Raw genomic sequence first — 12890 nt, forward strand, 5'->3', positions numbered from 1 at the left:
CTCTTCGCCCCTAATGATTTTGCAGAAGACTTAGAACAAATAGGGTACCAGAACAGAGAGAGCCAACAGCGAACATGAGCGATCGCGCGATGGGAATATTGGTGACATAAAAAACTGAATAGAGGAAGCGGGCGATAACAAAGGCGATCGCAGCACTAACGGCTAAGTTAGAATTTACGCCTGTGACGTACGCCATCAAAGCGGCGGCGGCAAAAATCATGAAAGCTTCAAAAGAATTTTGATGCGCCCATGTTGCCCGTTGCGCATAAGGTGGCAATTTATCAAACATAGCGCGAGGCGCAGCGATATCGTAGCCAACTTGTACTCGTGCATAGCCGACAAGTAAAAAGGGCAGATAAATTAAAATAGCCGCCGCAACGATGCAATACAAAAAAACTGTAGAAGCTGGTAGTTGTGATAAATTCATATTTTATCAGTTGGCAAGAGCGAATAACTAACAGCCTTAGTCTAAATAGAATAGCGTCACTACCTTACGCTGATCCTCTGCCTCTTGGCAAGTTTGTAGCAAAGTCCGGCTATCGTGAAACGCGAAGCAAATCAACTGCTGACAGCGCGAGATGATTTCTTGGTTACAGATCGCACTTGCTTCTGCCAGAGACAAATTATCATTACTGGGATTTTCGACTAAGTGCATGACCTGCTCAAGCTGCTGTCGCGACTCTAGCGGTTGGCGTTCTAAGCTTTGGGGCAAGATGACTGTTAATAAATTAGCATCAGCCCGCATTGCGCCTCGGATCGCCGCCGAGTTTGTTCCGGTTGCGCCAGAGGTAATCAGCCGATTGCCAGATAAAACGAGGGCGTAACTCATCATTTCGATCAGATGCTGATGAGTAAGAGGAACATGGCGAGAACCTAATAGAGCGATTCGCTTAGCACCTGTTTGCTGAATCGTTGCTAGTTCTTGCGCTAAAGTGTCAACGTTGTTGACAAGATCTATAGACTGACTCAAAGACGGAATCAGATTAAACAACCTTGCTATTTTAGCAGACAGCGCGATCGCAGTTATTTACGATTAACGAAGTATTTCAATTGCGCGATCGCACCAAGCTACCCAATCTGATTCATAGCTAATACCTTTGAGTAGCGTTAGATAACGAAACTTCGCAGGCAAAGACAGCGATTGTAGATTTTGAAAGTACCGCTGTTCTAAAGCCTTGTACGTCGATAGCTTCTCTAAGTGTGCTTGGCGGTGCTGCTGTAATTCGTGCAAAATAATTTCAGGGGAGGTCGCGACATAACCCGCAAAGATTTTAACAAGCAAATCTTCTTTAATTGCTGCTGGCTCGCAAGGTTGCGCGATCCACGCTTGTAATTTTTGTTTCCCCGTTTCGGTAATGTGATACAGCTTTTTATCAGGACGTCCTTCTTGCGGAATGATTTCACACGTTAGCCAGCCTATTGCTTCAAGTTTGGACAACTCTCGATAAATTTGTTGATGACTTGCTGCCCAAAAGAACCCTACAGAACCATCAAATTGCTTTGCTAAGTCGTAACCACTATTCGGGTGATCGACGAGAACCGCCAAAATTGCGTGTGCTAAAGCCATATAAATTATTTCCTTGACATATGCAAACTGTTGCATATAATTGAAGTATGCAACTAAACACATATTAGATTAATTGCATAAAAGAAACCTCAAGCTGAGCGCAAGGAGAGAATATTCATGGCTCAAATCATGCCAGGGCGCTACACAGCGCAAGTTGACGAACCCTTCGTTGTGTTTCTCATTGGGATACGCATCAATCAGTTTCTCGCTTTCTCCAAATGGCTTCCGACAGCACAAGCGATGGCACCGATGCTGCGTACACTTTATCAACATCCAGAGAAAGGGTTTTTAGGCGGAGAAAACTTTATCTATTGGCGGGGTGCGGGACTTATTCAATACTGGCGGTCGTTTGAAGATTTAGAGCGCTTTGCGAGAAATCCTGCTGAGCCTCATCTAGCAGCATGGCAACGCTTTCATCGTGCCATAGGTAACGATGGCAGTGTAGGGATTTGGCACGAAACTTATCTCATTAAACCTGGCAACTATGAAGCATTTTATGGCAATATGCCGATCTTCGGCTTAGCTGCTGCGACTCAGCATGTTCCAGCGAAAGGGCGTAGAGAAACGGCACGACAACAGCTAAAACCAGAAACACCTTATGCATAACACCTTTAAGGCAACGCCACTGCGGGCTTTAACTCTAGTTGCGACAACAAACGGTCAATATCAAAACGCTTTTGCATCAACTCACAGATGCATTGCACTTTAATTGGTTCATGCAGGCGAACTTGTCCAAAAGTACGATCAATGATTTCTACTGTAGAGAGCGTATCGAGATCGACCGATAAAATGGGAATTTCGAGTTCCTCAGCTTTGGAGAGGATAAACGGTGGTGGTGGTAGTTGTCCAGTGAGGATGAGACATTGCGTCGAACTTTCTAAAGCAGCCAGTTGAATTTCGACGCGATCGCCGCCTGTCACCACTGCCATATTCTGCCGTCGGCGGAAATATTTCAATGCCGCGTTGACATTCATAGCGCCAATTGCCAAACTTTCTACCATTAAGCCTAGGCGATCTGGACGACACAGTACTTCTGCACCTAATCGTTCAACAAGTTCAGCAACGCTGATGCTGCGCAGTAAGTTATTTTTTGGCAGCGTTCCTAATACAGGAATACCGTGCTTTTCTAAAAACGCGCGGACATCGGTATCAACAGTCTGCATTTGTTCTGGAGCGATATCGTTAATCAAGACACCGATTAAGCGATCGCCTAAACGCTGCTTCGCTGCTAAAAGTGCTTCTACTAAGAAAACTGATTTGTAGCGTGTGACGAGCAGGACTTTAGCATCAACGATCTTTGCGACATCGAGTAAGCTTAACCCAAATAAGCTGCCTTCTTCTAAATTCCCTGGACCTTCGAGTAATACTAGATCTCCCTTTGACTGCTGATATTGTACTGCGGCTAAATGCTGATAATCCGTCGTATCCTTACCGCATAGGCGCTTTTGAATCGTTGCTTCATTTAAAGTTAGGAGCGATGGTAACAGTCGGTTTTCTGGTAACTGAAGGATTTGGTTAACAAATTGAACATCTGCATCGATCGGCGATTCCTCCGAGTTATTCACCCAATTACCTAACGGTTTTCCATAGGCAAGATCGAGCTTTGTCTGCTTTAGCTGTTCAGATAATCCCAGCACCGTTGCCGACTTACCGCTGTAAGCCTCGATTGATCCAATCAGCAAGTACTTAGCATTCGGCACGTCCCCACTCCCTAAACTCAACATTTCGCCGTATGCGGCTTGATTATTTATATATTCTAGGTGGAACCTGCTATTTGATAAGACTCATAAGCAGTTCTTGTAGTTTGAGGGCAGACGGGTAACAGATTGGAATTATAAGCTACAAAATGAGATGAGATTTTGAATTTAATTGTCAAACCGAAGTAGTTTTCGGTAAAAACCCTTAGTAAAATCGACAGTGTTCGTGCGTTTGAAATGTAAGATTGTATCGATCAAAAAGTCTACGAGTTCCGAGCTAGACATCATCACCTCATAGCTGAGATCTGCCTTACCATCGAACTGCATTCGGCAACGCGTTAAATCAGCAGGGAGTGTAGACACATTCCAAGTAGCCACAAAAGGAATACTTTCACCACCTTCTATGTTGCGCTGTCCTTGGAGGACTCCTTGTTTGTAAAGGCTAATGGCTAGAGGTAGTGTATTGCGTTTATTGCCCTGAAAATAAGGTTGATAAACTCTGACTTCTTGTAGACTAGCGGGTTGTAGTTGCTCAATCGACATATCGGCACTATTGCTAAAAAATGTATGCGTCGCGAAAGCAAGGAGTAAACATCAAAAAATTAGCTCCTCTGCCCAGTATTCCCATATATTGAGCTTTTTCTATAGCAGTTGCTGACTAATACTAGCCACTGTTGCTAACATTACGCTGGCGACTGGCTCCTCCTATTTCCTCGCTCCTGTCAATGTCGGATACAATAGGGCTGCACTTACTTTTATCGAAGCTTGGGAAATTACATCAAAAAACCTCGCTTTTAAACGATGGTTAGTACGATCGCAATTTCTGCTAACGACAATCTGTTGCTACCTTGTGCGTGATGCGCCCAACTCGATTCGAGTTCAGTGAAATCATCCAAGACTAAACGTTTGTCGACTGTGCTGTGATGTTACCTTGCTTCTTGGGAGTGTGTAAATAAATACTGGTGGTTGATCAAGTAAACTATGCCAGCGAATTCCTGGGCTGAGAACGATTCTTATAGCGAACTTGAGGCGCTAGGCTCGTTGTTATCTGAGTTATCAGAAGACGAGTCTGAGCTAGAGACGTTGCAAACAACATCTCTCAAGACTTGCGGCGAGGGTCGAAGACGCAAAGCGGCTGTTGTTTTCATCGTAGTTTGGAGTGGCACGATCGCCCTTCATTTAATTTCCGTTGGATTTTGGCTGGTACTCGGTTTAACAACTTTATGGGGAATTCATACCCTACGGTTAGTTTTAGCTCGTCCCCGTACCCAAAATGCGCAAGCCGATTATTTACCTTCAGTTTCGCTGTTAGTCGCTGCCAAAAATGAAGAAGCAGTGATTGGCAATTTAGTCAAGACGCTTTGTAGCCTTGATTATCCGGTAGACCGCTACGAAGTTTGGGTCATTGACGATAATAGTACCGACCAAACGCCCGCACTTTTAGAAAAATTACAGCAAAATTACGATAAATTAAAAGTGTTGCGACGGGGTGCAGAAGCTAGTGGTGGTAAATCCGGCGCATTAAACCAAGTTTTACCCTTAACAAAAGGGGAAATTTTGGCAGTATTTGATGCCGATGCGCAGGTAACGCCTGACTTATTGCAGCGTGTATTGCCATTGTTTCAAAAACGTACCGTCGGAGCCGTACAGGTACGCAAAGCGATCGCCAACTCGCACGAGAACTTTTGGACTCGCGGTCAGATGGCAGAAATGGCTGTCGATAGCTATGTTCAGCAGCAGCGCGTAGCCCTTGGCGGTATTGGTGAATTGCGCGGAAACGGTCAGTTTGTTCGCCGTCACGCGCTGGAACGTTGTGGCGGTTGGAATGAAGAAACGATTACCGACGATCTCGATTTAACGTTGCGCTTACATCTAGATAATTGGGAAATTGAATTTGTCAGCTACCCATATGTCGAAGAAGAAGGCGTAACGAATGCGATCGCACTATGGCATCAACGCAACCGCTGGGCAGAAGGCGGTTATCAGCGCTATTTAGATTACTGGCGATTAATTATCAAAAGCCGCATCGGTGCTGGCAAAAAATTCGATTTACTGATGTTCATGCTCATTCAGTACATCGTCCCGATCGCGCAAGTTCCTGATTTCCTGATGGCGATCGCCCGTAACCGATTACCTGTGCTGACGCCGCTTACAAGCTTCACCGTCACCATATTTATGATATGGATGTTCTTGGGGTTAAAGCGAATTCGCACGCTTGAAGATAAACTCACTTGGTCTGCATTGTTTGTTATCCTCTTACAAACGCTGCGCGGTACTTTGTATATGTGCCACTGGATGGTGGTCATGGCGAGTACAACAGCGCGGATGTCGGTGCGACCAAAGCGGCTAAAATGGGTAAAAACTGTCCATCAAGGCAATAATTAAAAATCAAATTCAAAATTCAGCAGTATCTTCTTCATCTGCATCATCCCAATCTAAAGCAGCCTGCGGTGGTAGGCTGCTTGTTGCTATTGGTTGAGTAAATACTGCATCATCGTTGAGTTGCAGAACCTCACCTTTAAAAAAATCGGCTAAACGTTGCGCCGCGATCGCGACATCATCGGTTGTAGAATCAGGCGAATCAATTAACATTGAATCGGGTTGTACTTCAGCAACAGCATCAGGTGCGATCGTGGGTTCGGGTTTAATTAAAGTAGACGTAGCACTGGATACCGATGCCGTTGTTTCGGGAGAGGCAGTAGTCACTGGAGGCTTTCTTGTAGGCTGCGGTGTTACCGGAGTATTAGCCTTCCGCTGATGAGTCGTTGCAACTTCAAGCTGTACTTTTACTTTGCGATCGGACAACTTCCCAAATGCTGCTTCTAAATCTGCTACTTTGGTTTGAGCAATTTTGAGTAACTTTTGCGAACGAATACCAATCGAAGCGTGTTGCTCGTGAATCGCGACTAAGCTGCCGTGTTCTTTAAATAGTGCTTTACTTGGTAAAGGTAAGTTTTGCAGCACTTGTTGCCAAACTTGATCGAGGTCAACAGAAGTGGCGACAACTTCAGTAGGAATTTCAACGGCTTCATCTTCATCAGTGCGAATATCCGAGCGATCGTGATGCACAAGCGGCGGTGGTGAGATTGGTTCAGCGACTTCTTGTTGTGGCGGTGTTTGCGGTTGTGGAGGATGTGCCGATGCAGTGACAGCAGGCGACGGTGTTTGCTGTTGTGAAGCATCTTTTACTACAGATAGAGTTTTGGAAGTACTGATATTTCGATGAATAACTGGCGACGGTTGAGGTGTACTGGTTGTAGGTAATAATCCAAGCAGTGTCACCTCTAACCATAATCGCGGTTGCGTAGAAGTTTTAATTTGCGCTTCACTGGCTTTGAGATTTTTTTGTCCATCAAGAATTGTTGCGATATTCCACTGCTGTACTAAATCGCACATTGCTTGCCATGTTGTTGCAGTACAAGCAACCAAATCGTTACGATGAGGTGCGGTTTTGGCGATCAGCAAATCGCGATAGCAACTCGTAAGATTTTGCAAGATCGTTAAAGGTTCTCGCCCGCGTTCTAATAATTGACGCGTGCGATCAAGAAGTTGTTCGGCGTTGTTTTGCGCGATCGCGTCGAGTAACGCGAGTAAATCTGCCTCCGCAACGGAACCGACCAAATCCCAAACGCGCTCTACTGTGACTTCTGGTAATAAACTGAGTTGATCCAACAAACTCTCAGCATCACGTAATCCTCCTTGGGATAGTTGTGCTACTAGTGTTAAGGCTTCACTTGTAATTTGGATTTGTTCTTGTGCTGCGATCGCTTGGAGATGCTGCACCATTGCTGCTAAGGGAATTCGGCGAAAATCGAACCGCTGACAGCGTGAAATAATCGTCGGTAAAACCCGCTGGGGATCAGTTGTTGCTAGGACAAAAACGACGTGTGGGGGTGGTTCTTCAAGCGTTTTGAGTAAGGCATTGAAAGCGGCGGTACTCAGCATATGGCATTCGTCGATTGCATACACTTTGTAGCGACACTGCACCGGAGCAAACTGCGATCGCTCGATGATTTCTCGAATATTGTCTACCCCTGTGTTACTCGCCGCATCAATTTCAATCACATCTAACGCCGAACCATTGGCAATTCCTCGACACACTTCACACACACCGCAAGGCGTTTCGGTAGGTACACGGCTTGCTAAACAATTCAGTGATTTTGCCAAAATACGGGCGCTAGATGTTTTCCCTGTACCACGCGGACCTGTAAACAAATATGCAGGCGCAATTCTACTGGTGCGGACAGCATTAATGAGCGTTGTGGCGATCGCCTCTTGTCCCACCAGTTCTGCAAAGCTTTGGGGTCGATATTTGTGATGTAGTGGCTCGTACATGGGGCAGGGGAATAGGAGAGCAAAGGAGCAGGGGAGAATTATAATGTAATCATTTTTGAAATGAGTGTAGGCAAGTGTAATTTTTATCACACTAATTTGATGCAGCACCTCTAAAGTAGAACAAACATACTAATAAGGTAACTCGTGCGCAGGAATTTAGGTAGAAGCTACACACGTAATTGTGCTAGCCTTAATAGTTCTTCATCTGCGGGTAATAGGTAATTGTTGATGAGTATAATTGCCAGTGACCAATTACCAGTTACCAACTTTCAAATGATATTTATATTTTCACCCGCTTCTTTCACTGTTTAATTTCTATATGCCTGCCAATACAATTAAAAGCATATATACTGATGGAGCCTGTACGGGCAACCCTGGTCCTGGCGGTTGGGCGGTTGTTGTTTACTTTGCGGATGGCTCAGTTCAGGAACTCGGTGGGTACGAAGCGCAAACGACGAATAATCGCATGGAAATGCAAGCCGCGATCGCCGCACTAGAATTGCTCTCAACCGTACCGACAAACGAACCGATTACACTATATACCGATAGTGAATACCTTATTAAGGGTATTACACAGTGGGTAAAAGGTTGGAAAAAGAAAGGTTGGAAAACCGCTCAAGGAAAACCCGTACTCAATCAAGACCTCTGGGAAATTCTTGACGAAAGAAACAAGAATGTGCAATGGCAGTACGTCCGAGGTCACGCAGGTAATGTAGGTAACGAACGCTGTGACAAAATTGCACGGGCATTTGCTACCGGTAAAACTCCAACGCTGCAACAACCAAAATCAGATTCTGTACTGGTAACAGAAGTATCCGATTATGTACCACAATCTACGATAACTTACGAAAAGACAACTTCTAGCCACCTTGTCTTGGATATGACCATGATGGAATCTACCGCACCAAACTCCGTTGTCACCAGTGAAGAAATCCCCCGCGAGACGAGAGTGGCTTTGCTACGTAGCTTAGTCGAAACCTTACGGATTGCTGACGAGATCGCGGCAAAAGGTTACTTAATCACAAGTTCTGAATTAGCTGATCTGATGGATGTCCACGCCAGCGCAGTCACAAGCCGTGGTGACGAATGGCGCTGGCGCAACTGGATTGTGTCGCGCGTCCGCCGTGAAGGCAACCAAATTCTCTGGGAATTAGAACGCGCAGATCAAGTTAACTCGGATGACCATACTGGCGACCCCGCCACTGAGTAGGAGTGCGAAAAGCCGATAAGAAAATCCGCAGTACCGCCAAAGGATCAGCAAAAGGTGACAACCAAAATAACCAACCTCCTTTTGCTTGCGAGCGATCGTAGGAAGGCGCGATCGCCAACAACAAAGCAAAGCGGACAATCAGTAAAAACGAATTGAGTCCCAGCAATGCTAGTGAAAAAGGCGAAAGTGTAGACGACGGGAAAAGAAAATAGCCTAGTAAGATTGGTAACGGTAACGCTTGCACGGCAAAAAGCAACCACAAATCCCACCACAAAGCTGCGGATGAGGAAGCATCTTTTAAATCAAGCGATCGCCCCCACTCTTGCCAAGTTTGGATTGCGCCTTCGTACATCCTGACTTTAAACACCTGAGCACCATCTAAAAATCCCACACGAAAGCCTTGTGATGAGATATTTCGTGCTAAAGTCACGTCATCACAGAACGAACTTTTCGCGCTGCTATAGCCACCTACCTGAGCTAAAACCGCCCGCCGACACAAAAAACACTGTCCGTTTGCCATAACTCTTTCTGCAACTGAACTATCGACACCCGCACTTTCAAACCTGTATAGTAGCGTCATTAACAACGCAGGTTGTAACCAACACTCTCCAGGGGAGTTCAAAATAAATTGCGGTGATAAAGATACCAAGTCATAGCCTTCCGTTTGAGCCGTTTTTATAAGGCTGGCAACTAAGCCTGGATGCGGTTGAGTATCGGCATCCATACCTAAAAACCACTGACTATGTTCGGAACTATGTAAAAAGCCATTATGTAAAGCCCAAGGACGTCCTACCCAGTCAGCGGGTAAAGGATCGTCAGTCATTAAACGAAAGCGCGGGTCATTTTTTTGCACCGCCTTTACTAAGTCTGGTGTGCCATCCTGCGAGTTGCTATCGACAATAATCACTTCTCGCACTTCGTAACTTTGCCGACTTAACCCAGCTAAACAAGGGCCAATGCGGTCAGCTTCATTTAAAGTCGGTACGACAACGCTTACACTACCCACAAGATCTGGTGTAGCCGAAGTGGGTTTTAGCGGAGGATGGCGACTGGGACCTTTGAGCAAACGTGACAGCAACACTGCCGCTGCTGGTATTTGAATCAGTAGTAATAAAAATGCCATAGCGCCTTGAAAGATTAACCAGCTGACCACATCTACTTCCTGCACAGCTTACTTACTTCAAGGCAACTTTTACTGAAGGGTTGTTGACAACCCCTGTCGCGGCTTCGACAACAGCGTCTGTACTTGGTTGTGCCATCCACCATAGGAAAATCACTGGAATGACACCGAAGATTAAACCTAGAGCAACAGGAATCCAATATCCAAAAGCTAAGCTAATCGCAGCAGCAAACGCAACGTTACTTAAGTAGACAATCAGTGGTACAACAAGTTGCGCACGATTTAAATTTAAGCGTGGATTTCTCCACAAGATTGCAGCCACACTCATAAATAAGGCACTCGTGCCATACCAACCTAAATAGTTACGATACGGTGTTCCAAAAAACGCTCCTGGTTCTGCCCAGTACCAAAACGGAAAATTTGTCTGACTCATTGCTGGTTCTAAAGCAAAATCCCAAGCAGTAAACAGCATCGCCCCCAAAAGGATAGCACCTACTTGGCGTAACCAGTTTGATTTATTGGTATTTAAAGCAACACTAGCAATTAAATAGGAAGAAAAACCCATATAAAACCAAGACAGCGGGATAGTAAAAGGCACTAACCCCGCAATTTTGTACCCTAATCCACTGAGGTAGCTATAATCTCCAAAAGGAAATCCAGTGCCTGTTCCTAATAATTCACTCGTCAAAGATATCGCAACGGCTGGCAGCATAAAGGCTAATGTGAGCCGCATCCCAACCGTGCGATAGGCAAAAATTGAGACGGCGGCTAACCCAAAAAGGATATCCGTGACGCCGCCTCCTGCCATTGATTTTTCAACACTCCATTGAAACAAGCTTTGTCCATCTGGTAGTAAACGTAAGATGGCATCCGCGTGCGGTACGACTAGGAGCAACCCTGCTAGTCCAAAAGTCTTTGCCAAAATATGACCGATTAAGCAGTAGCGTTCAGCAATAACAAGTTGCTTCATGAGAATTCCTTAAGACAATCTGACACTCTATACAATGTCACTCATAACAGTTTACAAATGTTTACGAAAAGAGTTAATAAGTTTTTTGATACATAAGTAGAGTAATCGTGCTGCGATCCTTAATCATAGAATCTTCGCCGGAGTGTGAAAACCTCCAAGATTCTAAATTGGATTATCACTAAGTTTATGAGTCAAGGTATAACACGACTGGTTAAATAGAAAGCTTGAAGAAACTACGAATAAGTATAAGTTTGATCAAGTTTGCGGTTTATGAGAGCATCCGCTTAGGAAAGCGCGCTTCTCTTTCTTACCTTTTTTATCCTCGCGTGATATACAAGACATAAGACTCGTCACTTGCCAGTCTGATGCTAAGCTTGAAAATCCCCTGGGTAGCTTTTACATTACTGTTACTAACGTATATCACCTTAGGCTGGCTGCTAGAAACATTTGACGATCCGGTGGCAGCTTGGATAATAATCGTTATCGGTATTTTTTTGCTCTCTGTTCTCCTCGCTTCGCCGTGGTCTCAAATCAGAAACGATTTAGGACTTTTATTTAAGTCTGACACCAGAGCTTTTTTTGTCGCTGTCATTGGAGCTTTTTTAACCGTCCTGATTATCTCCTGGTTTCATATATTTGCGCATGGTTTGGTTGCTGTATCTGCGGCTACATTGTTTCGCTTAGATGCTCAAACCGTAGGATGGAGTGAAACTCAAATTTTCTGGATGTTAACTGCTGTCTCGATCGCTGGTTTAGCGCTGGGTGCATTCGCACAAAATTGGATTTATTGGCAGTTATAGAGGCAGACAAAAATAAAATAATAGGGGCAAGGCAGTGCCTTGCCCGTGGCTCATTAATTTATTAAGTAAGCGTCTTTTACGATGCTGTTGTTGTCGCTTCTGGGGTAGCTGCTGGGTAGATGCTGACCTTTTTGCGGGTTCTATCCTTTCTTTCAAACGTGACAATGCCATCAATGAGAGCAAACAAGGTGTCATCGCTACCGATACCCACGTTGTTTCCAGGGTGGAATTTAGTACCGCGCTGGCGCACTATAATATTACCAGCACGAACTGTTTCACCACCAAAGCGTTTCACGCCTAAACGCTGGGCGTTCGAGTCACGACCGTTGCGGGTACTACCCGTTCCTTTCTTATGAGCCATAATTTCCTCTAGATCTCTACCTTTCTATTGTGCTTCATCAGAAGATTCGGTCTCAGAAATTGCTTCAGGTTCAGCAGGCGCTGCGGCTTCGGCGGTAAACACAGAACCATTGAAGCTGATGGAATTAATCATCAACCGTGTAATTTCCTGACGATGTCCCCGCTTTTTGCGCGTTTTCTTTTTGGGCTTCATCTTGTACACGAGAACTTTGCGATCGCGTAGATGACGCAAGACAGTTCCTTCTACGGTTGCTCCGTCCACAAACGGCTGTCCAATCGCAACGCCGTCGTCGTGTTGTACAAATAAAACTGATTCCAAAGTAATTGTTTCGTCGGGTTCAACGCTTAAGCGCTCAATATCGTAAAAGCGACCAGGTTCTACTCTGAGTTGCTTGCCGCCGGTTTCAATAATTGCGTAAGTCATGGGATATTTCGTAATTTTGCCGTACAGGTAGCTGATATGCTTGAAAATCAAGCTGTCAACTTTTGCTCATCATTCACCTGATCCGAGCAGGATTTAGACAGCACAATCTATTATTTTAGTAGACTTGTCAAGTATTTGTCAAAAATGAAGAGCGAGTCATCAGTGGCTAGTGGAAGAGTGATTCGTTTTGAATTGTGAATTATGTGAATTAGAAGAATTTTCTTAACGCATAACTCAGCACTCTTAACGAGTAACTTTTTGACTGCTAATTACTCATTCTCAATACACAAAAACATCGCTGTCAGGGATAATGAAAACAACGCTACAAAACTTAAACTTGCTACTCTATGCCAAGAATTGAAACGAGAACGGAACCTATGGTGCTGAACATGGGTCCGCACCATCCT

At 44.9% G+C, this 12890-nt stretch carries 14 protein-coding genes and 1 pseudogene; 5 read left to right on the forward strand and 10 right to left on the reverse strand.

Annotated elements, in window-relative coordinates:
* Positions 1 to 10: 10 nt before the first annotated feature.
* The 3 genes from NIES1031_RS06435 to NIES1031_RS06445 all read right to left on the reverse strand — a co-directional run bounded on the left by NIES1031_RS06435 (position 11) and on the right by NIES1031_RS06445 (position 1567).
* Positions 11 to 427, reverse strand: a complete 417-nt coding sequence (locus NIES1031_RS06435) for an MAPEG family protein (RefSeq protein ID WP_073548649.1) — start codon at positions 425 to 427, stop codon at positions 11 to 13.
* A gap of 36 nt (positions 428 to 463) precedes the next feature.
* Positions 464 to 970 carry a hypothetical protein gene (locus NIES1031_RS06440; RefSeq protein WP_015189176.1) on the reverse strand — a complete coding sequence of 169 codons (507 nt, stop codon included), beginning with the start codon at positions 968 to 970 and terminating at the stop codon, positions 464 to 466.
* 63 nt (positions 971 to 1033) lie between these two features.
* Positions 1034 to 1567 carry a PadR family transcriptional regulator gene (locus NIES1031_RS06445; protein WP_073548682.1) on the reverse strand — a complete coding sequence of 178 codons (534 nt, stop codon included), beginning with the start codon at positions 1565 to 1567 and terminating at the stop codon, positions 1034 to 1036.
* 117 nt (positions 1568 to 1684) lie between these two features.
* On the opposite strand from NIES1031_RS06445, the gene NIES1031_RS06450 reads away from it, so the two are divergent.
* Positions 1685 to 2173, forward strand: a complete 489-nt coding sequence (locus NIES1031_RS06450; protein ID WP_073548650.1) for a DUF4188 domain-containing protein — start codon at positions 1685 to 1687, stop codon at positions 2171 to 2173.
* A gap of 5 nt (positions 2174 to 2178) precedes the next feature.
* Here NIES1031_RS06450 and NIES1031_RS06455 read toward each other — a convergent pair whose 3' ends face one another.
* On the reverse strand, positions 2179 to 3291 hold the full coding sequence (locus NIES1031_RS06455; RefSeq protein WP_218596684.1) for a phosphotransacetylase family protein: 1113 nt from the start codon (positions 3289 to 3291) through the stop codon (positions 2179 to 2181).
* A gap of 141 nt (positions 3292 to 3432) precedes the next feature.
* The gene (ebsA, locus tag NIES1031_RS06460) at positions 3433 to 3807 is read right to left on the reverse strand and encodes a type IV pilus biogenesis protein EbsA (protein WP_073548651.1); all 375 of its coding nucleotides are present in this window, start codon (positions 3805 to 3807) and stop codon (positions 3433 to 3435) included.
* Positions 3808 to 4245: 438 nt separating this feature from the next.
* On the opposite strand from ebsA, the gene NIES1031_RS06465 reads away from it, so the two are divergent.
* On the forward strand, positions 4246 to 5649 hold the full coding sequence (locus NIES1031_RS06465) for a glycosyltransferase family 2 protein (RefSeq protein WP_073548652.1): 1404 nt from the start codon (positions 4246 to 4248) through the stop codon (positions 5647 to 5649).
* 9 nt (positions 5650 to 5658) lie between these two features.
* Here the strand turns inward: NIES1031_RS06465 and NIES1031_RS06470 are convergent, their stop codons facing one another.
* Positions 5659 to 7599, reverse strand: coding sequence for a DNA polymerase III subunit gamma/tau (locus tag NIES1031_RS06470; RefSeq protein ID WP_073548653.1), 1941 nt, complete (start codon positions 7597 to 7599; stop codon positions 5659 to 5661).
* Positions 7600 to 7918: 319 nt separating this feature from the next.
* Between NIES1031_RS06470 and NIES1031_RS25455 the strand changes: the two are divergent.
* Together NIES1031_RS25455 and NIES1031_RS25460 are read left to right on the forward strand one after the other, a co-directional pair.
* Positions 7919 to 8296: pseudogene (locus NIES1031_RS25455) on the forward strand (ribonuclease H family protein); the annotation flags it as partial.
* Between the two features lie 189 nt (positions 8297 to 8485).
* A complete protein-coding gene (locus NIES1031_RS25460; protein WP_231295634.1) occupies positions 8486 to 8809 on the forward strand; it encodes a hypothetical protein in 324 nt (107 codons plus the stop codon).
* Here the strand turns inward: NIES1031_RS25460 and cruG are convergent.
* Both cruG and cruF read right to left on the reverse strand, forming a co-directional pair.
* Positions 8769 to 9932: a 2'-O-glycosyltransferase CruG gene (gene cruG / locus NIES1031_RS06480; RefSeq protein ID WP_143167720.1), complete on the reverse strand. Its 1164-nt coding sequence runs from the start codon at positions 9930 to 9932 to the stop codon at positions 8769 to 8771. The two genes, NIES1031_RS25460 and cruG, sit on opposite strands and share 41 nt — an antisense overlap.
* A gap of 52 nt (positions 9933 to 9984) precedes the next feature.
* On the reverse strand, positions 9985 to 10899 hold the full coding sequence (gene cruF / locus NIES1031_RS06485; RefSeq protein ID WP_073548655.1) for a gamma-carotene 1'-hydroxylase CruF: 915 nt from the start codon (positions 10897 to 10899) through the stop codon (positions 9985 to 9987).
* A gap of 365 nt (positions 10900 to 11264) precedes the next feature.
* On the opposite strand from cruF, the gene NIES1031_RS06490 reads away from it, so the two are divergent.
* Complete coding sequence (locus NIES1031_RS06490) at positions 11265 to 11699, forward strand: hypothetical protein (protein ID WP_073548656.1); 435 nt, start codon at positions 11265 to 11267, stop codon at positions 11697 to 11699.
* Between the two features lie 76 nt (positions 11700 to 11775).
* Here NIES1031_RS06490 and rpmA read toward each other — a convergent pair whose 3' ends face one another.
* Positions 11776 to 12060, reverse strand: a complete 285-nt coding sequence (gene rpmA, locus NIES1031_RS06495; protein ID WP_073548657.1) for a 50S ribosomal protein L27 — start codon at positions 12058 to 12060, stop codon at positions 11776 to 11778.
* A 24-nt stretch (positions 12061 to 12084) separates the two neighbouring features.
* The gene (gene rplU / locus NIES1031_RS06500) at positions 12085 to 12483 is read right to left on the reverse strand and encodes a 50S ribosomal protein L21 (RefSeq protein WP_073548658.1); all 399 of its coding nucleotides are present in this window, start codon (positions 12481 to 12483) and stop codon (positions 12085 to 12087) included.
* Between the last annotated feature and the right edge of the window lie 407 nt (positions 12484 to 12890).

Source organism: Chroogloeocystis siderophila 5.2 s.c.1 (assembly GCF_001904655.1).
Lineage (GTDB): Bacteria > Cyanobacteriota > Cyanobacteriia > Cyanobacteriales > Chroococcidiopsidaceae > Chroogloeocystis > Chroogloeocystis siderophila.